Source organism: Collinsella aerofaciens, from assembly GCF_040910245.1.
Classification (GTDB): Bacteria; Actinomycetota; Coriobacteriia; order Coriobacteriales; family Coriobacteriaceae; genus Collinsella.
On record NZ_JBDGAY010000024.1, the window covers coordinates 1 to 24,404 of the forward strand.

The 24,404-nt window shown below is 59.4% G+C and carries 24 protein-coding genes; 17 read left to right on the forward strand and 7 right to left on the reverse strand.

Annotated elements, in window-relative coordinates; translation table 11 throughout:
- Positions 1 to 84: 84 nt before the first annotated feature.
- From AB5Z20_RS08270 to AB5Z20_RS08300, 7 genes are all read left to right on the forward strand, one after another.
- Positions 85 to 426 carry a HigA family addiction module antitoxin gene (locus tag AB5Z20_RS08270; RefSeq protein ID WP_368156915.1) on the forward strand — a complete coding sequence of 114 codons (342 nt, stop codon included), beginning with the start codon at positions 85 to 87 and terminating at the stop codon, positions 424 to 426.
- Between the two features lie 290 nt (positions 427 to 716).
- A complete protein-coding gene (locus AB5Z20_RS08275) occupies positions 717 to 1,292 on the forward strand; it encodes a hypothetical protein (RefSeq protein WP_368156916.1) in 576 nt (191 codons plus the stop codon).
- A gap of 96 nt (positions 1,293 to 1,388) precedes the next feature.
- Positions 1,389 to 1,550: a hypothetical protein gene (locus AB5Z20_RS08280; protein ID WP_368156917.1), complete on the forward strand. Its 162-nt coding sequence runs from the start codon at positions 1,389 to 1,391 to the stop codon at positions 1,548 to 1,550.
- A gap of 307 nt (positions 1,551 to 1,857) precedes the next feature.
- Positions 1,858 to 2,586, forward strand: coding sequence for a hypothetical protein (locus tag AB5Z20_RS08285; RefSeq protein ID WP_368156918.1), 729 nt, complete (start codon positions 1,858 to 1,860; stop codon positions 2,584 to 2,586).
- Positions 2,587 to 2,798: 212 nt separating this feature from the next.
- The gene (locus AB5Z20_RS08290) at positions 2,799 to 3,341 is read left to right on the forward strand and encodes a DUF4352 domain-containing protein (protein ID WP_229107722.1); all 543 of its coding nucleotides are present in this window, start codon (positions 2,799 to 2,801) and stop codon (positions 3,339 to 3,341) included.
- 39 nt (positions 3,342 to 3,380) lie between these two features.
- Positions 3,381 to 3,803, forward strand: coding sequence for an XRE family transcriptional regulator (locus AB5Z20_RS08295; protein WP_271807006.1), 423 nt, complete (start codon positions 3,381 to 3,383; stop codon positions 3,801 to 3,803).
- Positions 3,804 to 3,900: 97 nt separating this feature from the next.
- A complete protein-coding gene (locus AB5Z20_RS08300; RefSeq protein ID WP_368156919.1) occupies positions 3,901 to 5,316 on the forward strand; it encodes a serine/threonine protein kinase in 1,416 nt (471 codons plus the stop codon).
- Between the two features lie 52 nt (positions 5,317 to 5,368).
- On the opposite strand, the gene AB5Z20_RS08305 is transcribed toward AB5Z20_RS08300, so the two are convergent.
- Together AB5Z20_RS08305 and AB5Z20_RS08310 are read right to left on the reverse strand one after the other, a co-directional pair.
- Positions 5,369 to 6,502, reverse strand: a complete 1,134-nt coding sequence (locus AB5Z20_RS08305) for a coiled-coil domain-containing protein (protein WP_368156920.1) — start codon at positions 6,500 to 6,502, stop codon at positions 5,369 to 5,371.
- 234 nt (positions 6,503 to 6,736) lie between these two features.
- On the reverse strand, positions 6,737 to 7,369 hold the full coding sequence (locus tag AB5Z20_RS08310; protein ID WP_368156921.1) for an MOSC domain-containing protein: 633 nt from the start codon (positions 7,367 to 7,369) through the stop codon (positions 6,737 to 6,739).
- A 220-nt stretch (positions 7,370 to 7,589) separates the two neighbouring features.
- Between AB5Z20_RS08310 and AB5Z20_RS08315 the strand changes: the two genes are divergently transcribed.
- Together AB5Z20_RS08315 and AB5Z20_RS08320 are read left to right on the forward strand one after the other, a co-directional pair.
- Positions 7,590 to 8,846, forward strand: a complete 1,257-nt coding sequence (locus AB5Z20_RS08315; protein WP_368156922.1) for an ATP-grasp domain-containing protein — start codon at positions 7,590 to 7,592, stop codon at positions 8,844 to 8,846.
- Between the two features lie 83 nt (positions 8,847 to 8,929).
- Entirely contained in the window at positions 8,930 to 9,676 is a 747-nt protein-coding gene (locus AB5Z20_RS08320; protein WP_368156923.1) for an aspartate/glutamate racemase family protein, read from the forward strand.
- A gap of 123 nt (positions 9,677 to 9,799) precedes the next feature.
- On the opposite strand, the gene AB5Z20_RS08325 is transcribed toward AB5Z20_RS08320, so the two are convergent.
- From AB5Z20_RS08325 to AB5Z20_RS08345, 5 genes are all read right to left on the reverse strand, one after another.
- A complete protein-coding gene (locus tag AB5Z20_RS08325) occupies positions 9,800 to 10,546 on the reverse strand; it encodes an energy-coupling factor transporter transmembrane protein EcfT (RefSeq protein ID WP_368156924.1) in 747 nt (248 codons plus the stop codon).
- Complete coding sequence (locus AB5Z20_RS08330; protein WP_368156925.1) at positions 10,539 to 12,290, reverse strand: ABC transporter ATP-binding protein; 1,752 nt, start codon at positions 12,288 to 12,290, stop codon at positions 10,539 to 10,541. The genes AB5Z20_RS08325 and AB5Z20_RS08330 overlap by 8 nt, the downstream gene beginning before the upstream one ends.
- Before the next feature lie 212 nt (positions 12,291 to 12,502).
- Positions 12,503 to 13,075, reverse strand: a complete 573-nt coding sequence (locus tag AB5Z20_RS08335; RefSeq protein ID WP_368156926.1) for a hypothetical protein — start codon at positions 13,073 to 13,075, stop codon at positions 12,503 to 12,505.
- 406 nt (positions 13,076 to 13,481) lie between these two features.
- Positions 13,482 to 15,284, reverse strand: a complete 1,803-nt coding sequence (locus tag AB5Z20_RS08340) for a C69 family dipeptidase (RefSeq protein WP_368156927.1) — start codon at positions 15,282 to 15,284, stop codon at positions 13,482 to 13,484.
- Between the two features lie 410 nt (positions 15,285 to 15,694).
- Positions 15,695 to 16,612 carry a diacylglycerol/lipid kinase family protein gene (locus AB5Z20_RS08345; protein WP_022094107.1) on the reverse strand — a complete coding sequence of 306 codons (918 nt, stop codon included), beginning with the start codon at positions 16,610 to 16,612 and terminating at the stop codon, positions 15,695 to 15,697.
- A gap of 98 nt (positions 16,613 to 16,710) precedes the next feature.
- Here AB5Z20_RS08345 and rnd point away from each other — a divergent pair, with 98 nt between their 5' ends.
- The 8 genes from rnd to AB5Z20_RS08385 all read left to right on the forward strand — a co-directional run bounded on the left by rnd (position 16,711) and on the right by AB5Z20_RS08385 (position 24,385).
- Complete coding sequence (gene rnd / locus AB5Z20_RS08350) at positions 16,711 to 17,844, forward strand: ribonuclease D (protein WP_368156928.1); 1,134 nt, start codon at positions 16,711 to 16,713, stop codon at positions 17,842 to 17,844.
- Between the two features lie 64 nt (positions 17,845 to 17,908).
- Positions 17,909 to 18,613, forward strand: coding sequence for a zinc metallopeptidase (locus tag AB5Z20_RS08355; RefSeq protein ID WP_368156929.1), 705 nt, complete (start codon positions 17,909 to 17,911; stop codon positions 18,611 to 18,613).
- 115 nt (positions 18,614 to 18,728) lie between these two features.
- Positions 18,729 to 20,180 (forward strand): exodeoxyribonuclease VII large subunit, encoded by a 1,452-nt coding sequence (gene xseA, locus AB5Z20_RS08360; protein ID WP_438861072.1) that lies wholly within the window; start codon positions 18,729 to 18,731, stop codon positions 20,178 to 20,180.
- 42 nt (positions 20,181 to 20,222) lie between these two features.
- On the forward strand, positions 20,223 to 20,489 hold the full coding sequence (gene xseB, locus AB5Z20_RS08365; RefSeq protein WP_117773930.1) for an exodeoxyribonuclease VII small subunit: 267 nt from the start codon (positions 20,223 to 20,225) through the stop codon (positions 20,487 to 20,489).
- Positions 20,490 to 20,538: 49 nt separating this feature from the next.
- Positions 20,539 to 20,874: a histidine triad nucleotide-binding protein gene (locus tag AB5Z20_RS08370; protein WP_035137921.1), complete on the forward strand. Its 336-nt coding sequence runs from the start codon at positions 20,539 to 20,541 to the stop codon at positions 20,872 to 20,874.
- Positions 20,875 to 20,915: 41 nt separating this feature from the next.
- Positions 20,916 to 21,806, forward strand: a complete 891-nt coding sequence (locus AB5Z20_RS08375) for a LysR family transcriptional regulator (RefSeq protein WP_368156930.1) — start codon at positions 20,916 to 20,918, stop codon at positions 21,804 to 21,806.
- A gap of 119 nt (positions 21,807 to 21,925) precedes the next feature.
- Positions 21,926 to 23,086 carry an MFS transporter gene (locus AB5Z20_RS08380; protein WP_368156931.1) on the forward strand — a complete coding sequence of 387 codons (1,161 nt, stop codon included), beginning with the start codon at positions 21,926 to 21,928 and terminating at the stop codon, positions 23,084 to 23,086.
- A gap of 120 nt (positions 23,087 to 23,206) precedes the next feature.
- Positions 23,207 to 24,385 carry an acetate/propionate family kinase gene (locus AB5Z20_RS08385; RefSeq protein WP_128620453.1) on the forward strand — a complete coding sequence of 393 codons (1,179 nt, stop codon included), beginning with the start codon at positions 23,207 to 23,209 and terminating at the stop codon, positions 24,383 to 24,385.
- Positions 24,386 to 24,404: the final 19 nt, after the last annotated feature.

Here is a 24,404-nt window from a genome sequence, read left to right on the forward strand (position 1 = left end):
TTGCCCGTATCGTAGGCAATGCGCCGAATGCTCGCCATCGAATTTTATCGATAGCCTATTTCAGACTGTAATGGGTGGCTTGGAATGTTGAAATCGTCGATTATCACAAATGAGGTGGCTGCAGGCGGCCTGCTGTCGCCGGTAACTCCAGGGGAGCTTCTTAAGGAGGAGTTTCTTGTCCCCATGGGCATTTCCCAATATCGTCTTGCAAAGGAGACTGGGATCCCGGCTCAGCGCATCGGGCAGATTGTTTTGGGCAAGCGCCGTGTGACGGCTGACACCGATCTTCGTCTTTGCCGCTACTTTGGTCTGACGGATGGCTATTGGCTTCGCGCTCAGATGGCGTTTGACCTTGAAGCCGAGAAAAGAAGAATCGAGCCGGAGCTTGACAAGATCGTTCCTGTCCAGCGGGCTATGGCAATGTAGATTACGCGGGAAGGGATGATGCAAGGGCCGCGAATCAGCTTGTTAGAAGCCCGCCTGGCGGGTACACGGTCTATCGATGGCCCCGGGATGACCTCTGATTCAAGTCACCGGGGCTCAATTTTTACCCATTTGGAGTCCCTATGGCAGAAGAGACAGCGACCGGCAACCGCGAGTGGGCGGGACTCTGACTCTCCGAGGAGCGCCTCGCGCCCTACCTCGAGGCGTGCGGAGGCGACGCGGACCGCGCCGTCGAGCTCCACGAGTGGAACATCTCACTCGCGCAGGTGCTCATGCGCGACGTTGCGCACCTTGAGGTCGCCATGCGTAACGCCTACGACAGGGCCCTCTCGGATGCCTGGGGCGGGGACGCGCACTGGCTTCTGGATGACGACTCCCCCGTTCGACGGCCCCTCATGAGGAAGGCCGCGAGGGGCGAGCTTGACCTCAACCGCATCAACCGCAAGATCATCGACGCCGCGGTGGAGAAGCTCCCCGCGGGCTTTACGACCGGCCAGCTCGTCTCGAACCTCACGTTGGGCTTCTGGGTGCACCTCGCGGACCGCTCGCGCGAGGCGGCGATATGGCGCACGGCCCTCTACCGCGCCTGGCCGAGGGGAACGAGGCGCAAGGAGCTGCTGCGGGCCCTCGACGGGGTGCTACGCGTGCGCAACCGGGTGGCCCACGACGAGCGCCTCTTCGACCCGAGGCGGCCTGAACTCTCCCCAATCGGGGCGGACGCGGATGCCGTGAGACTTTTTCGCGAGCTCTGTCCCGACGCTGCCGCGCGCGTCCTCGAAGACGACGCCATGACGCCCGTCGAGCGGTTCCTCGCGGAGAATCCCGCGCCGGCGGACGTGAGGCTCTAGCCCCTCACTTGAACAGCCCCTTGAGGACGTCTCCTAGGCCGATGGTGGTCTTGCGGTAGCCTTCCCTGGAGTGATGCAAAGGGGTCGTTCGGGCGGGTGGCGTTCAAGGCCGACATGGAGCAGGTGGAGTTCCTGAACATAGACTACTGGTTCTACGCACACGGCGGGATCAAGTCGTTCGAGGGCATGGGGCACCTCGGGCGCATGTCCGACATGGCGTTCTGCTTCGCAAGCTGCTCGGCGGTGATGGAAGATTGACCTGCGCGGGTTCTCGCCGGCGAGCCTGGCGGACCTGACGTACGCGTTCTCGGGGTGCAGGGCGCTGATGCGGATACTGGCCGTACGCGGACTGGGAGCTTCCGTCCCCGGGGCTCACGATCTCACAGACGTTCTACGGGTGCTCCGAGGCGCTCGTGGGCGGCAACGGGGCGGCGTGGAGCAAGGACGCGGCGAGCAGCGCGTATCTGAGGATCGACCGCGAGGACGAACCGGGGTACCTGACAGCGGGGTGACGCTTCATGGGATAATGTGGCCGTCCGGGCCGATGTAGAACGGAGGGCCCCACTTGAAGACGATGATGATACCCGAGCATAAAATGTTCCTCTACGGAGAGGCGCGCGAGGCACGGACCCCCGAGCGGGTCCGTGCCTGGCTCTCGAAGCGGGAGGAAAGCCGCTGGTACGGCCAGTGCCTCGCCGACATGCTCGCGCAGGTGTGGAACCAGAACGGTGTTCTGATGCACGAGTTCCAGGCCGACGAGTGCACCGATGAGGACTTTGCCTCGTGGCACAAACTCGTTGACGAACTGGCTGAACGGGCGCTAACGATGGTGCCGGGAGATCCCGACGAGCAAGCGCTCTGTCCGCGGCTTAAGCCTTTCATGGCCAGATACTCCTATCGCGACGGCGCCGGCTGGTGGGTCTGTGACTGCGACGACAAACGTCCGGCGAGCGTGTACACGCCGGCCTACGAGAGCGACGGCCTCAGGGAGTGGGTCCTCTCCCTTCTGGACAGCTGCGCGGTGAAGACTCACCGCTACGGCGACGAGGGCTACGAGGACATAGGTGACTGGGGGACGTACTACGAGGTCTCCGTAGCGGTGCTCGGGGAACCGCCCTGGATCGACTGCGGAGAGGGCGAGCACCTCACGATCTTCTACCGCGGCTGGCACTCGCACTTCGAGTGGTACGTTAACGACCTCCAGTGGTTCGAGTGGATGGTCGGGCGCTTCCTCGCCGGGGACGTCGCCGGCCTCGGGCTCAAAGACCTCGATGGCAACCGGATCGAGAACTGACCCCGCTTTACAAGGATGCTCACAGGAACGGCGGCCGCAAGGCCACCGTTCCGCTTTCTTTACCTGCAGAAACGATGCCTTTTGCTTCAATGAGCTTAAACCGTTCTGAGACCCTCAGTCTGTCTTAGCTCGCAGCTAATGAATTCCCGTTCAATCCTTCCTACGATGTGCTGTGTGCCGGCGCGGTAGCCGGATCATAGGAAGGATGCATGATGAATAAGCTCGAAAACGAAGTGCTGCTGAGCCGTCGCGCTGCACTTGGCGCATTCGCCACTGTTGCCTTGGGGACTGTTAGTCTTCTTGCCGGTTGCGGTAGCGATAAGGCGACCGTCACCGAGGATGCCGGCGATGGCGACAAGAAGGAAGAGGCGAAGAAGGAAGAGCAGTCTACGACTGACCTGGCTGTTGGCACGACGGTGACCACGGCTGCCGGTCTTTCCGTCGTTGTCGATTCCGTCCAGCCCGGTCTCACAAATTATGACGGTTCGACCATGACGGGCATTCACGTCACGTACGTCAACAATGGTGATGAGGGTGCAGATTACAATATCTACGACTGGAAGGGCGAGGACGCCAACGGTGCTCAGCAGAACCAGGGTTATTACAGCGAGGGCTCCGATGAGCTGCAGTCTGGCACCCTTGCCGCCGGTGGCTCCGTGGCGGGCAATATCTACTTTGATGGTGACATCAAGAAGGCTCTCTATTTTGCCAACGTGTTTGATAAGTCTGCTGCTGCAAGCTGGGTGCTGGCCTAACATGTCGCTACCGTTGCGCCGTATGGGAGGTGAGGTCGTATGCCCGATAAAAAGCTGACGGACGAGTTGCTCAATGAGCTCCTCGACGCGCCAAACATCGATGGATATATCAAAGAACACGACTTTGCCGCCCCGTCGCTTTCGGACTACCTTAAGCAGCTGCTGCAGGAAAAGGGCTTAGAGCGCTCGCGCGTGGTGCGGATGGCCGACCTCAATGAGACCTTTGGTTATCAGATTTTTACCGGTGCACGCCACCCAAGCCGTAATAAGGTGCTGCAGATTGCCTTTGCGATGGCGTTGACGCTCAAGGAGACCAACCGCGCTCTGACGGCTGCCGGGGTAAGCGTCCTCAACTGTAAGGACCGTCGCGATGCGATTGTCATCTTTTGTATTGATCGCGGCTGCAGCCTGCAAAAGGTCAACGAGGAACTGTATCGCTTTGGCGAGGAGACGGTGAGTTAGCGGCCGATGGCTGAGTTGGCTGTTACCAAAACAACTATGCGAATGAACGGGGCGCGGACACCATGGGGTGTCCGCGCCCTGCGCTATGATGGACGCCATGGATACTCAGAGCCCAACATATTCCGATGACGAGCTGACTGCTTCACTTGTCGAGCATTTGGCGTCGCTCGACCGCGATGACAGCTATCGTGTGGAGCGCGTGCTCAAGTGCTCGGATGTCGAGACGACCGAACTCGTCTATTTTGAGGGCTCTGGCGGCGGGTCTCTCGGTCCCTTTGTCCGCAAGCGCATCGATGCTTCGGTGCAGATTGGCGGAGCATATGAGCGCCTGTTTGCGGCCCAGCGCGCCGGTCGTCGTTTTGAGCACTTACCCCGAATCGTCGATTGCCGCCGTGTGGGCGACGAGCTTGACGTGGTGATGGAGTATGTCGAAGGCGAGACACTCGAGGCGTTGGTGGGACGCTTGGGGGCGACGCCCGATTATGCCCGCGGGCTGTATCCCGTTCTGTGTGAAGCGGTGGGCGAGCTGCATGCTGGTTTTGCAGCTGCGGGGGAGCCGGGGGTACCGGTAATCCACCGCGACCTTAAGCCCTCGAACATCATCGTATCGGGCGTGAGGTATGCGGCTGATGCTGGCATGATCTTCTCGTCGCTGGTGATTATTGACCTGGGAATCGCGCGCGTTTGGCGCGATGGCGCCGACGCCGACACCGTCAAGTTTGGCACGCGTTCCTATGCGCCGCCCGAGCAGTTTGGGTTTGGGCAGACGAGCGTCCGCAGCGATATTTACGCGCTTGGCGCGCTGCTGTTCTTTTGCCTGACGGGGGATGATCCCAAACCGGGGCGTGACATGCGCGAGCAATGCGAGGCGCACGGCATTCCCGTTCCGCTGGCGGATGTGATTTGCATGGCGATGGCGCTCGATCCCGCCAAGCGCTTTGCGAGCGCAAAGGCACTGGGGCATGCTGCGCGCGCAGCGTACGACTTGTGCGCCCCTGTGTCGTCGCTCATAACGGCTCCTGCCGCCGCCGTGTCCCGGACCGCGGTGCCGCAAGTGCATCGGGCGCAACAACCGGTTGCCCCTGCGCTTTCGCCTTCTGCAGGTCGGTATTCGGCTATCTCGCCCTCGGCGTTCGAGTCCTTGGCGTCCAAATGTGCGCGTCTGCCCTCGCGTATCCCCGAGTCCGTGGGGCGCATATGGAATGGATGCGTCTATGCGACAACATTGTTGCTGCTGATGGGCAGCCATTTTGCGGTATTTACGCCAACGGGCGAAAACCGAAACTATCCAACGTGGTTTTTGGCGCTTGAGTATTTCTTTATGGTCGATGGCCTGGTGCTGCTCATTGCATTCGGAATGCTCGACCGGCGTAGGCTTCGACGTCGCTTTCCCGTGCTCGATCGGTATCGGGGGAGTGCTTTTGTCGAACTATGGTTCAAGGCGCTCGGGTTTATGTTTGCCGTCATGTGCGTTGTCGTCGTCATCGGCAACGCGACGGGTGTCGTCTCCTAGATATATGAAAAAGGGCCCCGTCTGGGGCCCTTTGCAGTTGAGTCTTGCGAGTCTAAATGCGGTTCATCTGGGAAGCGACCTTGTTGTACCAGTCCTGCCACGTAGGCGGGCAGTACTTCTTGGCGGCCGCCGGGGTGAGCGTGGAGCCATAGTTGGCGCCCAGGTAGGCAACGTGGGCGGAGACGCCCTCGCTCCAGCTACCAAAGCTACGCCAACCACCGCCGCGGGCACTCCAGCCCCAGGCGTTATAGGAGCCGGCGCAATAGAGGCCTTTGCTGCTCTCGATGCAGGCGATGGCGGGGGACCAACGGGGATCGACGCCGGTATTCCAAGCGGCGACGGCAAAGTTATAGCCCTGGCCTGCCATGGGGGAACCGGCAAGGTAGTTGTCGATGCGGCTCGTCCACTCGTTAATGAACGAGTCGTAATCGGAATTGCCGCTGTTGGAGTTGTTCACCGTGGTGTCGATGGTGGTGTTGGAGTTGGTTGCCTGACTGTTGGAGTTATTGCCGCTCACGCCGGTACCCGAGATCTTCTCGGCGGCAGCGGCCTTGTCGGCCTCGAGCTTTGCCAGCTCGGCAGCATTTTCCTGCTCGGCCTTTGCCTGCGCCTCGCTGCGGAGCTGCTGAGCCTGCGCCAGTGCATCCTCGGCATTTTTCTGCTCGCCCTCGAGTTGAGACTTGGCCTGCTCGAGCTCGGTTTTGTTCTGTTCGAGCTCGGTCTGCATCTTGTTAAGCTCTTCGATCTCGTCGACGCTCGAGCTTGTAATCTGGTTGGTGTATTTGCAGGTGGTGATAAAGTCACCCAAGCTCTGCGTGTTCACCAGGAAGCTCACGATGGGGCTGGTGCCCTTCTGGTACTTATACAGATCGCGCATGGCGGAGCTTGCCTTGGCCTGCTGCTCGGGTAGCTCGGCCTCAATCTTATCGATGTTCGCCTCATTGGAGTCGATCTGCTTTTGCAGATCCTCGAGCTTGGTTCGGGCGTCGTTGTAGGCGCTCGTGGCGTCCTCGATCTTTTTCTGGGCGGCGGAAAGCTGATCCTGCGTTGCCTGCGAGGCGGCATAGGCCGCGACGGGGGAGAGCATCGGCGTGGCCGTCAGCGCGACGGCGAGCGCGGCGCTCGTGATGATACGAGCCGGCTTCGACGCGATGAGCGCTGCGGTGCGATGGTTCGAATGCTGCATCCAGTCCCTCTGCAATCAATCGTAGGTTATTGGTCGAGGTGTATTCTACTACTGCTTTCGACCTCAACTTGAACCTTAAAGGTTCTAAAGGGTCAAGTTGAACTTGAGGCTTTGGCCTTGACCTGCGGGAATGGTGAATTGTTGAGAAACCATAGAGTTCAACTTTAACGTTACGGCACCCTGTTGTAACGGGATTCTTGGCTGTAAAAGCTACCTCAACGTGGGGTTTTGCAACTATAGGGTTCCTTCGCGGCGAGCCCGCTCCACCTCTTTGAGTGCCTCGGCGGGAGTGAAGGAACAGGTGCCGTCGCCGAGCCTGATCACCTGTATGTCGTCACCGACATGGACTTCTCCGCCCTGCAGCACGACGCCAAAAATGCCCTCGTGGGGGAAGATGCAGTCGCCGGCGAGATAGTAGATGGCACAGCGGGTGTGGCAGACTTTGCCGATCTGGCTGATTTCGACGAGCACTTCGCTGCCAATCTTGAGCTGCGTGCCCAAGGGGAGTGAGAGCAGGTTGATACCCTGGGTGGTGAAGTTCTCGCCAAAGTCGCCCTCGTGCACATCGAGCCCGCGCGCCTGCGCCGTCTGGATTGACTCTGCAGCTAAAAAGGAGACCTGACGGTGCCAATGCCCGGCGTGCGCATCGGAGGCGAGGCCAAACTGCTCGATGACGGTGTCGTGCCCGTCGGCGACGGGTGACTTACGCGTGCCTTTGTGCTCCGACGTGTTGATTGAGACGATGCGGGCAGGCCCGTTGTAAGCATCGTTTGCGGTGCGTAGGGGAGCTGCCGTCTGGGCACGATCCGCAAGTTCGCGCTTTGCGGCGTCAATGATGGGGTTGTTGATCGGATGAGCCTGGGGCACAGTGTACCTTTCGGCGGGGCGGGCAACATGTTGAATCCTACAACAACGGTGGGTTCATTGCCCGTTGTCGTACACCGGTGATCGCCGCCTTCGTGATGGATAGTTACGCCGATTGCCATAGATACGGTGGAGCTTTGGGTGCCGGCGGCTCGGCACGCTAGAATAAATCAGTTGCACAAAGACCGCCCGTCGTGTGGGCAGTTCTAGATAGGAAGTTTCCATGGCATTGCAGTTTACAGAGCGCGAGTTTATCCCCGTGCTGCTCGGCGGCGACATCAACGCGTATTCGGTGGCGCGCGCTTTCTATGAGGAGTATCAGGTTAAGAGCCTGGTCTTTGGCAAGTACCAGACCGGCCCTGCGTATCGCAGCCAAATTATCGATTACACGCCCAACGTGGATATCGATACCATGCCGGTCATGATCGAAACCGTTAACGGCGTCGCACAGGCCAATCCTGATAAGAAGATTATTCTCATGGGCTGTGGCGACAACTACGTCGCGCTTGCTGCGCAGGCTCAGGACGCCGGCCAGCTTGTCTCGAACGTCATCGCGCCCTATGCGCCCTACAGCATGCTCGAGCAGTGCCAGAAGAAGGAGATCTTCTACGAGCTGTGCGAGAAGCACGGTGTGCCCTATCCGCACACGTTTACCTTTACCATGGCGATGCTCAACGCTCAGGGTGAGGCTTCCGCCGAGGTGCTCGACCAGATCGACTTCCCCTTTCCGATGATTCTGAAGCCCTCTGACGGCATCATGTGGTGGGAGCACGAGTTCGAGGGTCAGAAGAAGGCCTACGAGATTGCCGATCGCGCCGAGCTGGAACAGGTCATTCGCGATGTGTACGCCAGCGGCTACACCGATGACCTCATCTTGCAGGACCGCGTGCCCGGCAACGACGAGTACATGCGCGTGCTTACCAGTTATTCCGACCGCAACGGCAAGGTTCGCATGATGTGCCTGGGTCACGTGCTGCTCGAGGAGCATCAGCCCCACGGTGTCGGCAACCATGCCTGCATCATCACTGAGCCCAACGACGAGCTCATGGGTGGCGTGCGCAAGCTGCTTGAGGACCTTAAGTTTACGGGCTTCTCCAACTTCGACGTCAAGTACGACGAGCGCGATGGCTCGTTTAAGTTCTTCGACTTCAACACGCGTCAGGGCCGCAGTAATTACTATGTCACCAATAGTGGCTTTAACGTTGCTAAATATGTGGTGGATGAGTACGTCTATAACCGCCCGTTTGAGCCGGAATTTGTGACGGCGCAGGATGAGGCTCTGTGGATGGTTGTTCCTATGGGCGTCGTTGACAAGTACGTCAAGGACCCCGAGCTGCGTGCGAAGGCACATCGTCTGGCCAAGGAGGGCAAGGCCGCCGATCCTTCGTTTATGAAAGGGGACTTTGTCTTTAACCGTTGGTTACGCATGTGGCACACCAAGCTGCGTCACTATAAGCTGTTCAAGACGTATTACAAGTAGACGAGTGTGGCGCCCGTCCGGTGTGTATCGGGCGGGCGCGGGTATGATACGCGCAATTGCGGGGCGTCACCAAGGAGGCGGCGATGGAAAAGCTGGGAGTTATCGGCGGCATGGGCGCCGAGGCCACGTCGTATTACTACGACCAGGTGGTACGTCATACGGCGGCTACATGCGACCAGGAGCATATCGACATGGTGGTGCTTTCCAAGTCGACTATGCCCGACCGCACGCTGGCCATCAAGACCGGTGAGCATGCCGAGCTGCTGGCGACCATGAAGGAGTGCGCCCAAGCGCTCGAGTCGCTGGGCTGCGCGCACATAGCGATTCCCTGCAACACGTCACACTACTTCTACGACCAGATCCAGTCGTTTACGAAGGTGCCGATTATCCACATGCCGCACGAGTCGGTGCGCTATGCCCTGGCGGGCGCGGTGATGGGGGAGTGCGAGTTCGATCCCAACCTGAGCATGCCGGCCGAGCCGGTGCGCAAGATCGGCATCATGGGCACCGACGGTACCGTGGGCGCAGACGTCTATGGGCGCGAATGTGAGACCGCGGGCGTTGAGGTCGTCTATCCCAGCGAAAAGCGTCAGGCCGACGTGATGTCGCTCATCTACGACGATGTGAAGGCCGGGCGCGAGCCCGATATGGATAAGTTTGACCGCGTGATGTGGGAGTTCGCCCGTAGCGGCTGCGACCGCGTCATCCTGGCCTGCACGGAGCTTTCGGTGTTGCAGAAGTATCGCGAGATGCCCGAGATCACCCTCGATGCGATGGATGTCCTGGTACGCGAGTCCATCATTCGCAGCGGCGTCCCCTACCGCCTGTAGCCCTCGACCCGCCAAAAAGGGACAGGTTTATTTTGGTAGGTTTTATCTGGGAAAACAGTAAGGCCCCGGCTCGTTTGATGCGAGCCGGGGCCTTTTGCGTTTGTCGGTTGCTGCCAACGATTGCTAGAACAGGAAACCGATGGCGATAAGGGCGATGCTGACGATAAGTACGGCGATATCCAGGCCCTTGATGGGGTAGCGCTTGTACGAGCTCGCACGCGTGCGCAGGTAGAAACCTCGCTGCTCGGCGGCAAGCGCGGTGGCATCGGTCTTGCCCACGCTCGAGATAAGCAGCGGCACACACAGCGGCAGCATGAGCTTGAGTTTCTTGACGGGATTCCTAGTGTCGTATTCGACGCCGCGTGCAGTCTGCGCCTCCATGATGGCGTTCATTTCCTGGCCAAATACCGGCACAAAGCGTAGCGCTGTGGTAAAGGTGAAGGCATAGCGATATGGCACGTGCAGCACCTCGACGCAGGCGTTGGCGAGGTCGTTGAGCTTGGTCACCATAAGCATGAGGATGAGTGGCAGCGCCACGCCCAACAGGCGTAGGCAGGCCTTCGATCCGGTAATGAGGCCCGTGTCGGTGATAAAGCCCCACACCATGTTGCCGTCGCGCATAAAGGCCAGCTGAAGCACCAGCATAATAAGCGCGAGCGGAATCAGCAGCTTGAGTAGCGAGAGCAGACGGTCGACGACGCCGGCGTAGGCGCCCAGTGCAAGGGTGAGCGCCAAAAAGCCCAATAGCGTCACGTAGGTATCGGACAGGAAGATGCCGATGATGATGGCGGCGGCGAGGCCCAGTTTGACGACCGGGTTCAAGCGGTGCAGCAGTGTGTCACCCGGCATATAGTCGATGACGTTAACCACGGTGGACCATCTCCTCGGTAATGCGAACGATATCGGTGACCTCGCTCACCTGTGCAAAGGCGGGAGAGACGGAGGATGCCAGGCGACGAGAAAGCTCTATGACCTGGGGCGGCTCAACGTAGGCTCGCTGCATGAGCTCGATGTTCGAGAACAGCTCGTGCGTGCGGCCGCGCTCGAGGATGCGGCCGTCGGCCATTACTACAATGCGCTCGGCAAAGTCGGAGACGACTTCCATGTCGTGGCAGACCATGATTACAGCGCAGCCGCGCTCGGCCATGGTGCGAACGGTTTCCATGACGGTCATGCACTCGCGGTAGTCAAGGCCGCTCGTAGGCTCGTCGAGCACCACGATTTTGGGCTCTACGACCACGACGGAGGCGAGTGCCACCATCTGGCGCTGGCCGCGCGAGAGCGAGAAGGGCGCCTCGTCGGCCGGCAAGCCAAAGCGGTCGATGACGAGCTGGGCGCGGCGCAGCGCCTCGGCACGGTCGATGCCGGCAAGCTCCAGGCCAAAGGCGACCTCGTCGAGCACGGTGTCCTTGCAGATCTGGCGGTCGGGGTTTTGGAAGAGCGTTGCGACCTCGCGGGCGATGCGGCTCGTGGGGATGGCTGCAGTATCCAGTCCCGTGACGCGCACGCTGCCCGAGGCGGGCTTAAGCAGGCCTGTGAGCAGCTTGGTGAGCGTGGTCTTGCCGGCGCCGTTTTGACCGACGATGCCCACGAGCTCGCCGGGATAGAGGGTCAGGTTGAGGTCGTGGACGGCGGCGCCGCCATTGGGATAGGCAAACTCAACGTGATCGAAGGTGAGCACGGGCTCGGCGTCCTTGGCGTGCGGGCGCAACGACGGTGCGTGCGGTGAGCCGGCGGGTGCCTGAATGTTGCTGCTTGCGTGTGCGGGGTCGACGATGCCCGTAATCAGGCGCTCGGCCTCATCAACATCCAAACAGGGAGTGCCGCTGGCCAGGCCATCGGCCTCGAGGCTGTTGAAAATGCGCGTGACGCGCGGGCTATCGACACCGATGGCGCGGAGCTCATCGGCGTGCGCGAAGACCTCGTGCGGCTCGCCCTGTAGCGCGATTTCGCCATGATTGAGCACGAGCACGCGGTTGCAATACTCCGAAAGCAGGGCGACTTTTTGCTCAACGACGACGATGGTGATGCCGAGTGCGCGGTTGGCCTCGCGTAGGGTCTCGAAGACCAGCGTGGAGCTGGCGGGGTCGAGCGCCGCGGTGGGTTCGTCGAGCACGAGCACACGCGGACGCATGGCGAGGATGGCGGCGATGGCAACCTTTTGCTTTTGGCCGCCCGAAAGCGTGGCGATCTCGCGGTCACGCAGGTCGCTGATACCGACGGTCTTAAGCGTCTCGCTCACACGTTGCTCGATCTGGTCGTGGGGAACGCCAAAGTTCTCCAGGCCAAAAAGCATCTCGTCCTCGACGACCGAGGCGACCATTTGCGTGTCGATGTCTTGCAACACGCTGCCGACGATTTGCGACACATCGGTGAGCGAAACTTCACAGGTGTCGTTGCCGTCGACAGTGACGGAGCCAAAGAACGTGCCAGTGTAATGGTGGGGTACGGCTCCCGACAGGCAGGCGGCAAGTGTGGACTTGCCGGCGCCCGAAGGCCCGATAATGCCGATAAAATCTCCCCTGTTCACGCCGAGCGAGATATGCTTAAGCGCCTGCTCGGTCTGCGTGCCATAGGAGAACGAGACATCGTCGACGTTGATGATCGTTTCCATGGATACCTTTCATAGTCATCGGGGACGTTCTTAAATGACTGGTCGTTTAAGAACGTCCCCAAAAGCTAGTTGTTTGGGACAGTCTTTGGTGGTGAAGTACGGAGGCGGCTTTACGAGGTGCCCCAGGTTGGCGCGAAAGAGGAACGAAGCGTACTTGGGTACGCGAGCGACGAATGAACGCCAAGATGGGGTGGCTCGTAAAGCCGGGCAGGTTAGTTGAGCTTAAGGGACTTCTGGATGGGCAGGTAGAGAGCGCCGACCAGAATGGCGTTAAACACGGCGGTCATGGCGACGACGGGCAGCATGGCAGCGGCGAGCTCGCCCACCACGCCGAGCATGGCCATCTTGATGACCATGAAGATGACGCCCGAGGCAAAGGTGGTCACGAAGGCTGCGACGATGGCGACGGCGGGCTTAACCTGGCCGTCCTTGGCGGCAGCGTTGACAATGACGGCCATGAGCATGGCAGCGATGCCCTCGGCGGCAAAATCGACAAACGGCGAGGTGGTGGTGATCTGGATCACGGCGGCCGAGATCAGGCCGATGACGAGTGCCTGACCGATGTTGGGGCGCACGACCAGGATAGTGAGGCAGAAGGCCGAGATAATGAACTCGGGGCTGATCATGCCGCCCGAGATGCCGGAGATGGCCTTGCCGACGGTGAAGTTGAGGATGAAGCCGGCGGCAAGCAGGATGGCGAGCAAGACGAGGGCACGGACGTCGAGTTTGCCGCGGTCGGCGGTCTGGACGGTGCGGGGCTGGGCGGTGGTGGTGTTCTGAGACATGGTGAAAATCCTTTCGGAAGGGAAGTGCAAGAGAAGAAAGCGGAGGCGCGTGATGCGAATGCGATCGGGCTCGAGATAGAAAAAGGCCCCCGGTCGAAACCGGAGGCCTTCTAATCACCTAGAGCGCAAAACAGGCGTGAGGGACTCACCGTCGACCGATCGCATTCGCATCACGCCACCACCAGTTGTTAAGAGACTTCATCGTGTTCTTCATGTTGGTGGCTCCTTTCGTGATACCGTGGCGCGGTCGCACCTAGTTGCTATTGTGCTGCACTATAGCACAGCAAAGTGTGTGCGGGGGAATCTTTTTTGAAAAGATTTCAGCAGTGTTTCCCGCAGGTCGAATGGGCGGCTGGGCGGGCGGGCGATCTTGGCCATCCCGCCCGCGCCTTAAGGTGTGGGGTTCTTAGGCCTTCTTGCGACGATAGAGCACGAAGCCGCAGACACCGATGACGACGACGGCGCCAACGGCCATGGCGGCCATGTTGTTGCCCTCGGACTTCTCCTCGGTGGCCTCTTCCTCTTCGACCTCGGGTTCGGCTACGTCCTCATCGGAGAGGGCCTCGTCGGCGTAGGTGATGGACTCGACCAGGCAGTCGTTGTCGGCATTGTAGTCACTCGGGACGAACTCCTCGGAGAAGTCGCCCTCCTTGAGGTAGTCACGCATCTCCTCGAGCATGGCCTTGCACTTGAGGTAGGTGTTCTTGGTGGCAGCCTTGCCGGCCTTGTTGGCCAGGGCGGTGCGCGCCTCGGTGTCCTCGGCGGCCTGCATGGCCTCGTCGACGGTCAGGTTCTGCTCGATGAGCTCCTTCTGCAGGGCGTCAAGATAGGCGCGGACACCGGTGGCGCAGTTGCCGCGGTTCTCCTCGGCGAGCGTGTTGATGTCCATGAGGACGTAATTGATGGAGTTCTTGGGCTCCTCGTTGTTCACGACGTCTTCCTCTTCACAGTGATCGAAGGAGACATCCTGATCGCTGAAGTAGGGGCTGACCTCGGTGAGCAGTGCAGAGTAGAAGGGAATAGCGACGGAGAACTCGGCGTTGGAGAGCATCTCCCACTGGATGGTCGCGATCTCGGGATCCATGCCCTGACGGATCTGGAAGGTGTGGATCTCGGTGTTGCGGTTGGAGCCGATGGCGTAGGCGCCGTCGGTGTTGGCGTTGAGGCCGGCGACATTCTCGCCGCGAGCGGCGAAGGAACGGATCATCTCAAAGGTGTTCCAGTCGGACTTGCCGGGCTGGAAGAACAGCGGCTGCATCTCGTGGACCAGAGCGCCGGTCGTGGCGCGAGCGTCTTCTCGCTCGTCCTTGACGATCTCGTAGTCGGTGCCTTCAGCCAGCGGGGCCATGAAGTAATCGCGACCCTGGATATAGCGCGACCACTGGTGCATACCGGCCTCGCCAATCTCCTCGCCGTAGGTCTTGGCGACGTCGAACTTGCCGTCGGTGTACTCGGCAAAGCCCTTCTCCTTGGGCATGGACTCGATGCCCTCGGAATGGAGGCAGTTCTCGGTGTCATCGAGGTCGACGTTATAGGTGAGGTTGCCGATGTTGGGGTTGAGCGAGGCGATGTCGTCGGCGAGCTTCATGGCAATCCACTGATGGCCGGAAAGCGCGGCGAACAGCCAGGTCTCGGTGCTGTCGGCAATGATGATCTGGTCGTTGGAGCAGACGCCCTGCTCGTCGATCAGGCTGCCGATGAGCTCGACGCCCTCGCGGGCCGTGGCACTCTCGCCCAGGATGACGCTGGCATAGCTGTACTCGCCAATGCCAGTCTCCTCGGTGATGGGGTCGGCTTCTTCGGCCTTCTCGTTATAGGAGGTGCTCAGCGTGGCAGAGCAGGAAACACCCTTCTCGTTAATGCCGGCCTCGGAATATGCGTCGTAGCGATCTTCCCACTGAGAGGGGTTGTCGCGAACGAAGGTGTAGCGGTAGGTTGCGCCCTTGGACTTGTACTCAAAACCGGACTCGACCGAGGTGTACTTGTTGCCGTCCTTGTGTGCGGGCTCAATGCCAAAGTGCTTGACATAGCGCGGACCGAAGTCCTCGGAACGGCCGTAGTACGTGTTGCCGTCTGCCGTAAGCTTGCTGCCCATGTAGATCTGGGTGCAGGCGAGCGCCGAAGTCGGCATGGCCATGATGGCCGCTGCTCCAAACGCAAGGCCGCAGCCGAGCTTTTTGAGCGTGTTGACAGGATGAGTAAACCTCATGATCCCTCCCAACTGTTGAGACCCCACAAAACTGTGCGGAATCTCAGCTAATAAATACATTTATTAGCCTATCGGAAGTCTAAGAAGTATTCATCTATTTCGATGAAATACTCGATGAGCGTCCTAAAATATGCGATGAGCGGACAAGAATACTCATTATCTAGCTTTAGTTAAATAAAGACGCCCTGCAATTACTGTACCTGAATAAAGTGCCTTGCACGGGGCACAAAGAAAAATCCCCCGCTGTCTGGCAAATGCATAAACAACGGGGGAGACGATAATTGGATGAATATCATACCAATGTGGAATTACTTCTTCCGGCGGTGGATCACGTTAATCGCATAGCCGACGAGCATGGCTAGAACGATGACGATAAAGCCAATCAGGGGGTTGTCGTTCATGGGGTCCTCCTATTTTCCGAGCGGGGAGAATTCGTCGACGATGAGGTCGAGGCATTGCGGAAGCGCGCGGGCTCCAAAGACGCCCGAGTTGCTGGAGATGATCTCGCCATCGAACTGCATGCCCAGCGACGGCGTGCAGGTGATCTTGGCTTCCTTGGTCTGGATGATCTTGAACTGCGGACGGCCGAGCACCTTGCCGGCGGGGTCGAGCGCGGCGGTGATCACAGTGGGCAGGAGCTGGACGGTTTTTACGGGCTCGATGACCGCGATGTCGACCATGCCGTCGTTCATGCGGCAATCGGGGAACAGGTTGATATCGTTTTGAATGACCGAGGTGTTGCCGGCCATGCAGCAGATGCCATCGAGCTCCTCGACAATGCCGTCATGCTCAATCGTAAAATGCGCCACCGTGGGGTTGGGTGTGGCGAGCGCCGACAGGAAATAGGCGATCTCGCCGATGTCGTTTTTGGCGGGGGCGGCCTTCATCATGATCTCGGCGTCGAAGCCCGAGCCGGCGATGATGATAAAGCCGTGGCGCTTCTCGTTGCCGTTCTCGTCGAGCCAAAAGAGCTCGCCCATGTCCACTTTGACCGTGCGACCGGCGCGGCAAGCCTTGGCAAGCGCCGCTGCCTCGGGGGCATTACCGATGTTGTTAAAGAACAGGCAGGCTGTGCCGGAGGGGAAGACGAGCGTGGGGACACCGCACCCGCGCATCTGGTCGAGCACGTTGGAGACGGTGCCGTCGCCGCCCGAAACGACCACGCGATCAAACTCGCGCACGTCTGCCACGGCGTCCTCGGGTTCCATGCCATCGCCGATAAAGCGCATCACGACCTCGTCGCCGCCCTGCGCGAGGGCGTGCGTGAACGCGTAGATTTCATCTGAGCTGGGGCCCGATGCCGGGTTGTGGATGATAAGGCAGCGCATACTTACGTTCCCGTTCTGTGACTAACCGAGTATAGTTGTAGGGCAATGCCGATATCCTACCCGTGTTTTTCGGGCCTAACCTTATTCGATGGGTTGATATGTACATTTCCACACATCAGGCTCTACTCGACTTTTGCCAGCGCGCCCGTGAGTTCGACGCGATTGCCGTCGATACCGAGTTTTTGCGCGAGCGCACGTTCCATCCGCGCCTGTGCTTGGTCCAGATTGCCACCCCTGCCGAGAGCGTGGCGGTCGACCCTCTGGTGATCGACGACCTGTCGCCGCTAGCCGAGCTTATGGGCGATGAGAGCGTGACCAAGGTGTTTCACGCCTGCTCGCAGGATATGGAGGTCATGCTCCACACCGTGGGCGTGCTGCCGAGTCCCATTTTTGACACGCAGGTGGCCGCCGCCTTTTTGGGCGAGCGCCAGCAGATTTCCTACGGCGCGCTCGTGCAGACGTTTTGCGGCGTCTCGTTGCCCAAGACCGAGTCGCTGACCGATTGGTCGCGCCGCCCGCTGACCGACAAACAGATCGAGTACGCGATCGATGACGTCAAGTACTTGATCGTCGCCTATACCGAGATGATGAGTCGCCTGCGCGAGCTGGGCCGGGTGGACTGGGTGCTCGACGAGTTGCGTCCGCTGGCCGACGAGTCGCACTACCGCGCCGACCGCCATGAGGCATTCCGCAAGGTCAAGCGCATCAACTCGTGTAGCCGCCATCAGCTGGGCATTGCGCGCGAGCTTGCAGCCTGGCGCGAGGACCGCGCTGAGCGGCGCAACATCCCGCGCAAGTGGGTCATGTCCGACGATACGCTGCTGGCGCTCGTCAAGCGCAATCCTGTGCGCGTTGAGGAGTTCCGCAGCATCCGCGGTACCGATCAGCTGGGGGAGCGCGACGTGGACGGCGCACTCATGGCCATTAAGCGCGGTGCGAGCTGCCCACATGATCGCCTGCCGCTCATGGTGCGCGGGCACCGTCAGATTTCGCCGGAGTTGGAGAGCGTGACGGACCTGATGTATGCGCTCATTCGCCTGGTTGCCGAGCGCTCGGGCGTGGCGACCTCGGTCATTGCCTCGCGCGATGACCTGGCCGACTATATTGAGCATCCCGAGCAGAGCCCCCTGCGCGAAGGCTGGCGCTTTGAGCTCGTGGGTTCGCGTCTGGACGATCTGCTTTCCGGCAATATGGGGCTCACCGTGAAGGACGGAAAGATTGAACTGTTATAGGGAAGCCTAGCCGGCTGAGTGGGTAGAATGCCTCCAACGTGTAACTCGATTCGGAGGAATTCGCATGCCTTATTACTATGGATACGGCTTTGGCATTGACCCGCTGTACCTGCTGGTTGTTCTTGTCTGCACGGCGCTTGGCCTTGCCGCGCAGAGCTATATCAACTCGACGTACAAGACCTGGTCTAAGGTTCGCTCGGACGGCGACACGGGTGCCACGGTCGCTCGCCGCATGCTCAATGCCAACGGTTGTAGCGCCGTGGGTATCAAGGGCGTTGCCGGCGAGCTCACCGATCATTACAACCCGCAGGACAACAGCCTGTATCTGTCGGATGCCAACCGTTCGGGCGGGTCGGTCGCAAGCGTTGCCGTCGCCTGCCACGAGGCGGGCCATGCCGCCCAGCGTCAAAGTGGTTATGCCATGATGAAGGTACGTACCGCTTTGGTCCCCGTCGTCAACTTTACCCAGAACACCTGGACGATCGTGCTGCTCATGGGCCTGTTCATGAACATCGCGGGGCTCACGACCCTCGCGCTGGTCTTCTTCTCGTTTAGCGTGCTGTTCCAACTCGTTACGCTGCCTGTCGAGATTGATGCCAGTCGACGCGCCGTGGCGTATATCGAGCAGTCGGGTATGAGTTCCAAGCAGGTCAACGGCGCCAAGAAGGTGCTGACGGCAGCCGCGCTTACCTACGTGGCGGCGGCGCTCACCTCGATTATTCAGCTGCTCTACCTTATGGCTCGTTACAACAGAAACTCCAACCGATAACAAATTGGCTTGACAGGCGCCGTGGGGATTTGTGTCCCCGCGGCGCTGTACTATGTGTTGGACTTGAATTTGCGCAGGGCCGGAGCCCATGTGCACGATGACGAAAGGGGGCTGCGTGGCAGGCTGGAATCTGACCGGCAATACCGTTTCCGCCGAGTTCGACGGTTCGGATGAGCAGGAGCGCAAAGAGCTCAGCGTGAGCCAAGCGGTGGAGATCGCCGCCGGCGCGCTCGATGCCATTCCGCAGCTGAGCGTTTTGGGTGAGGTCACGGGTTTTCGTGGTCCTAACGCCCGAAGCGGCCACTGCTACTTCCAAATCAAGGACGACTCGGCGGCCGTCGACTGCATCATCTGGAAGGGCGCCTACCTTAAGCGCACTTTCGATCTGCGCGACGGCATGCAGGTAAGCTTTAAGGGCAGCTTCAATCTCTACAAGCCTACGGGTCGCATGAGCTTCGTCGCCCGCTCGTTCTCGCTGGCGGGGGAGGGCTTGCTGCGTCAGCAGGTGGCTCAGTTGGCCGAAAAGCTACGCCGCGAGGGCCTGATGGACGAGGCGCGCAAACGTCGCATCCCGGTGTTTTGCTCGCGCGTGGCGGTCGTCACCTCGCTTTCGGGCGCCGTAATCGACGACGTCAAGCGTACGCTGCGCCGTCGCAACCCGCTCGTCGAGCTTGTCTGCGTGGGCGCAAAGGTCCAGGGCGAGGGTGCGCCGGCAGAGCTTATTGAAGGCTTGCACCGCGCCGCTGCCATTACGCCGGCGCCCGATTGCATTTTGCTCGTGCGTGGCGGCGGTTCCTTCGAGGACCTCATGACCTTTAACGACGAGGAGCTTGCCCGTGCGGTGGCAGCCTGTCCCGTGCCCGTGGTGACCGGTATTGGGCATGAGCCCGATACCTCGATCTGCGACATGGTGAGCGACCGTCGCGCCTCCACACCAACGGCAGCGGCAGAATCGGTGGCGCCGGCCATGACGGAGTTGGCCGACGTGCTCGAGACACGCCACCAGCGTCTGGGCGCCGCGATGGCTTCGATGATCGGGTCGGATCAGGTCGATCTGGAAATGCTCGACCAGCGCGGCCGTCGTGCCTGGGACACCTATACGGCTCGTCTGGGCGACGCGCTCGATGCGGCCGCGTGCCGCCCGTGCCTCAACGACCCGACGTTTATGGTCGAGCGTCGCGAGTCTGAGCTTGCCCTGACGGCCGATCGACTGTCGGGCGCCATAACGCGTTCGGTTGGGGCCTTCCGCTTCAACTTCGAGCGTCTGCCCGAGCGCTTGATCGCAAGCACCTCAGGGTTCGATGGCACGCGCCATGCGCTCACGCTTGCGAGTTCCCGTCTGGAGCATCAGGGACGTACGATGCTCAGCAAACCCACGTCTAACCTGGGCCGAGCTGCCGCGTCGCTCGATGCCTTGTCGCCGCTCAAGGTGCTTGCCCGCGGTTACTCCATCGCGTACAGCGATGACGGTGTGGCTACGAGCGCCAAGACCTTTAAGCCCGGCGACGCCATTCGCGTGCGCATGGCAGACGGCAACGTGGCAGCAACGGTCGATACGGTCGAATAGGCCGCGTTTCATAGCGATAAACCTTTAGGAAAGGAAACAGATATGGCAGAGAAGACCCCGGTCGAGCAGCTTACGTACAAGCAGGCCTCGCAGGAGCTGGAGCTCATCATCCGCAGCCTGGAGTCGGGGGACATGGAGCTCGAGGAGTCGCTCGAGAGCTACACCCGCGGCGTCGAGCTCCTCAAGAGCCTACGCACCCGCCTGTCCGATGCCGAGCAGAAGGTCTCGGTGCTCCTTAAGGACGTCGACGGCAACGACGTGCTCGCCGACGGCGAAGCCGCCAACACCGACGACAGTCTCTCGTTCTAACCATCTCGACCAAATATAATTACCTTGGTCTGTGAGAAAGGAACCTACCATGTGTGATTGCATCTTCTGCAAAATTGCCAACCACGAGATCCCTTCGACCGTTGTCTATGAGGACGACCAGGTCATCGCGTTCGACGACCTTAACCCCCAGGCGCCGGTCCACACGCTCGTGATTCCCAAGAAGCACTACAGCGACATCGCCGACAACGTGCCTGCCGAGACCATGGGCGCCATGGCTCACGCCATCCAGGAGGTCGCCAAGGCCAAGGGTCTGGAGGACGGCTTCCGTGTCATCTCCAACAAGGGCGTCAACGCCGGCCAGACCGTCATGCACTTCCACATGCATGTCCTCGGCGGCAAGAACCTGGGCGAGAACCTCATCTGAGGACGCACAGCCCGTCGCCTTGGCTGCCTTTGGAGTAACCTATGCAGCTTTCTCAACTCGAATACCTTCAAGCGGTAGCGAACTACGGCGGCGTGCGCAAAGCGGCTCGCGCCGTTCACGTGAGCCCACAGGCCGTTTCGTCGGCAATCAAAAAGTTGGAATCTGAGTATCAGATTGTTTTGCTCGACCGATCGGCGGGGGAGGCTGTTTTGTCTCCGGCGGGCAGAGAATTTGCGCGTCGTGCACGCGTGATCCTGGCACAAGTCGACGATCTCAAAAAGTACGCTCAATCGGGGAACGGCGGCGTTTCGCCCGACGGCCACTTCCGTCTTTACGCCCCCTGTCTTCACGGGCGGGGGCGTCTTTTTTCCGAAAGCTGGTACGACTCGTTTGAAAGCTTGCACCCCCAGATTCACCTTGATGTTTGGCATCAGCCAACGGCCACATGCTTTGAATCACTTGTGCTTGGCATTTCGGATGCGGCCATCTCATTTGAGGAACCAAGGGATAGTGTCCTTTCTTCGAAATACTTGGGTGAAAAGGAGCTCAAGGTTCTTTCGTGTCCAGCGGGTCATCAATCTGTGGGCGCCATGACCATTCGCGAGTTACTGAGCGGCAGGCTCGCTGTTCCCATTAATTTGTCACCCTGTCTCAATGCGATTAACCAATGCCCTGAAGCCCAGCTCGTCAATTTTCGCTTCCGTGATGTTGAATACGGAAGCAGGGCTCAGACTGAGTTTCTTCAAGCCGGGGGATTGATATTGAGTTTGTCTGGGTCCTCTCTCGCATCGGATGGATTAGAAGTGAGTGAGTGCTCCATTGAAGGCTCGCGTGATGTAACCTTGCCTATTTACTTTTGCTATCGGCAAAATTCCTGGACTGATCGACACCAGACGGTTTTTCTGCACCTATTGCGTCATCTTGCTTCGTGAAATTAATTGGCTTCGAGACGTCAAGTGATTATTGACGCCTTGTAACACATAGCTGACGGCTTTGCCCTCATGCTTTTCCAAGATTTCGGTTTGGGCTATTGGCTCTTGGAGGGCGGAGCATGAAAAACCGTACGGTTTTGCTTTATATGACGTTCGTTTTTCTGTCGAACTTCAGCACCATTTTGTATTTTCTGACGGTTTATCTTGAATTCGTAGGATTCTCGATGGTAGCGATTTCTAGCATGATGATTGCATACCAAGTGAGTAAGTTCATTCTTGAGGTTCCCACTGGCTATATTGCTGACAGGTTTGGACGAAAGACAAGCGGTCTCGTTGGCGTCGTGGGAATGCTTGGATACTACGCCGCCCTACTTTTCGCCCGTTCTCCTCTGCTTTTAATCGGCGCGTTTGCTCTCAAAGGATTTGCAGTTGCATGTGTGAGCGGATCCATAGAAGCGATCTACATTGACAGCGTCTCTCAGGACCAGCTCGTAAGACTTAATGTCGTTGAGCGATTTGTTTTCTATGCCTCTTATGCCATCTCCGCTTGCGTGGGCGGTTTCATTTCGTCTGTCGGTGCATATCTCATTGGTCTTTCGGCAGATATCATCGCAATGGTGTTGACGTTGGTTGTCGTTGCCTGCATTCCTGAGATGCGAAGAGGGGACACTGCAACGACACCTAAGCGTGGAATTAGCCCGAAGATGATCGGTGCCGCTATTGCGCGTAACGGCATTCTTCGTTCAGCGTTCATCATGGACTGCTCTCAGGCATTTGCTTTTGTCGCCCTGGAAGACTTTTTCTCACTGCTGCTTGCGGGTCGCGGAATGAATGCCGTCGCTTCGGGTGTGACCATTGCGGTCCAGCTCCTTGCCTCGGCTTCCATGGGGCTTATTGTGCCGAGTGTGATTGCTCATGTCGACAAGGGCCGTTTTGCGCGTATTTGCGGCATCGTGCGCCTTTTCCTGACTGCTCTGTTTTTGATTCCCTTTACTCCGGTCTATTTGCTGCCCGTGTTCTATGTACTGCAGACGGTTGCTTACTCGTTATTTGCTCCCATTAAATACTCAATTTTTCAAAATGCTGTCGATTCTTCGATGCGCTGTTCACTGATTTCGGTCCAAAGCCAGATGGTGGCGGTGGGTGCCATCCTTTTCTATCTGCTCAACGCTGCGTTGAGCAGCATCGCGGGTATTCGAGTCATATTGCTTGTAGCGCTCGGGATATCTTCTTTGGTGTATATCCCCGCGCTATTTCGTCTTACAAGTCAAAGGCCGTGAGTATTTGGGCACCGATAACTTATATATCAACGCAATAAACCCGAGCGCGAGGGCGTTTGGGTTTATTATTGAAGCGTATGTAACCTGGCGGCGCCACACCGCCTGTTAGTAGGGAGACACATGAACGTTCTGGTCGTCAACGCAGGATCTTCGACCCTCAAGTATCAGGTCATCGATACCAAGTCCCACAAGGTGTCCGCAAAGGGCTCCTGCGAGCGCGTCTGCTTTACCGGCGGTACCTTCACCCACGCTGCCAACGGTTCCAAGAAGGTGACCGAGAACATCGAGTTCCCCGACCACAAAGTCGCCATCGAGGTTGTCCTGAAGGACCTCGAGGCCAACGGCGTCAAGATCGAGGGCATCGGCCACCGTATCGTTCAGGGCGGTTGGTACTTCGGCGATTCCTCCCTCGTCGACGAGGACGTCCTCGCCAAGATCCGCGAGGTCGCTCCGCTCGCCCCGCTGCACAACAACCCCGAGGCCAACGTTATCGAGTACTGCCTGGAGCAGTATCCCGATCTGCCCAACGTCACGGTCTACGACACCGCTTTCCACTTCAATATGCCCGAGGTCGCCAAGACCTACGCCCTGCCCAAGGACGTCTGCGACAAGCTGCACATCCGTAAGTACGGCGCCCACGGCACCAGCTACCGCTACATCTCCAAGAAGGTTGCCGAGATGACCAACGGCGAGGCCCGCAAGGTCGTCGTGTGCCATATCGGCTCCGGCGCTTCCCTGTGCGCCATCGAGGACGGCAAGTGCATGGACACCACCATGGGCTTGACGCCGCTCGACGGCGTCATGATGGGCACCCGCTGCGGCTCCATCGACCCTGCTACCGTGTGCTACCTGCAGCGCGAAGGCGGCTACACCTTCGACGAGGTCGACGAGATGATGAACAAGAAGTCCGGCCTTTTGGCTGTGACCGGCGGCAAGACCAACGACTGCCGCAACGTTGAGGAGCTCGCCGCTGCCGGTGACCCCGAGGCTCAGCTCGCCTTCGATATGTTCGTCTACAAGATTGCCGCCAAGGCCGCCGAGATGGCCACTTCCATGTGCGGCATGGACACCCTGGTCTTTACCGCCGGCATCGGCGAGCACGCTCCGGCTGTCCGCGCTGGCGTGGCCGACCGTCTGGCCTTTATGGGCGTCAAGATGGACCATGCCCGTAACGCCCTGCGTGGCGATGGCGCTTGGTGCCTGTCTGCCAAGGATTCCAAGGTCAAGATTTTCGTCATCCCCACGGACGAGGAGTTCATGATCGCTTCCGACGTCGAGCGCATCGTCAGCGGTAAGTAATTGCAAGAGGGGAGGGGCT

Bases quoted from the DNA above. Each gene is read 5' to 3' on its own strand.
- AB5Z20_RS08330 (WP_368156925.1), bottom strand. From the start codon at position 12,290: ATGGAAACGATCATCAACGTCGACGATGTCTCGTTCTCCTATGGCACG.
- AB5Z20_RS08300 (WP_368156919.1), top strand. From the start codon at position 3,901: ATGGATACTCAGAGCCCAACATATTCCGATGACGAGCTGACTGCTTCA.
- AB5Z20_RS08385 (WP_128620453.1), top strand. From the start codon at position 23,207: ATGAACGTTCTGGTCGTCAACGCAGGATCTTCGACCCTCAAGTATCAG.
- rnd (WP_368156928.1), top strand. From the start codon at position 16,711: ATGTACATTTCCACACATCAGGCTCTACTCGACTTTTGCCAGCGCGCC.
- AB5Z20_RS08340 (WP_368156927.1), bottom strand. From the start codon at position 15,284: ATGAGGTTTACTCATCCTGTCAACACGCTCAAAAAGCTCGGCTGCGGC.
- AB5Z20_RS08275 (WP_368156916.1), top strand. From the start codon at position 717: ATGCGCGACGTTGCGCACCTTGAGGTCGCCATGCGTAACGCCTACGAC.
- AB5Z20_RS08270 (WP_368156915.1), top strand. From the start codon at position 85: ATGTTGAAATCGTCGATTATCACAAATGAGGTGGCTGCAGGCGGCCTG.
- AB5Z20_RS08315 (WP_368156922.1), top strand. From the start codon at position 7,590: ATGGCATTGCAGTTTACAGAGCGCGAGTTTATCCCCGTGCTGCTCGGC.
- AB5Z20_RS08375 (WP_368156930.1), top strand. From the start codon at position 20,916: ATGCAGCTTTCTCAACTCGAATACCTTCAAGCGGTAGCGAACTACGGC.
- AB5Z20_RS08305 (WP_368156920.1), bottom strand. From the start codon at position 6,502: ATGCAGCATTCGAACCATCGCACCGCAGCGCTCATCGCGTCGAAGCCG.
- AB5Z20_RS08290 (WP_229107722.1), top strand. From the start codon at position 2,799: ATGAATAAGCTCGAAAACGAAGTGCTGCTGAGCCGTCGCGCTGCACTT.
- AB5Z20_RS08335 (WP_368156926.1), bottom strand. From the start codon at position 13,075: ATGTCTCAGAACACCACCACCGCCCAGCCCCGCACCGTCCAGACCGCC.
- AB5Z20_RS08320 (WP_368156923.1), top strand. From the start codon at position 8,930: ATGGAAAAGCTGGGAGTTATCGGCGGCATGGGCGCCGAGGCCACGTCG.
- xseB (WP_117773930.1), top strand. From the start codon at position 20,223: ATGGCAGAGAAGACCCCGGTCGAGCAGCTTACGTACAAGCAGGCCTCG.
- AB5Z20_RS08370 (WP_035137921.1), top strand. From the start codon at position 20,539: ATGTGTGATTGCATCTTCTGCAAAATTGCCAACCACGAGATCCCTTCG.
- AB5Z20_RS08380 (WP_368156931.1), top strand. From the start codon at position 21,926: ATGAAAAACCGTACGGTTTTGCTTTATATGACGTTCGTTTTTCTGTCG.
- AB5Z20_RS08355 (WP_368156929.1), top strand. From the start codon at position 17,909: ATGCCTTATTACTATGGATACGGCTTTGGCATTGACCCGCTGTACCTG.
- AB5Z20_RS08295 (WP_271807006.1), top strand. From the start codon at position 3,381: ATGCCCGATAAAAAGCTGACGGACGAGTTGCTCAATGAGCTCCTCGAC.
- AB5Z20_RS08345 (WP_022094107.1), bottom strand. From the start codon at position 16,612: ATGCGCTGCCTTATCATCCACAACCCGGCATCGGGCCCCAGCTCAGAT.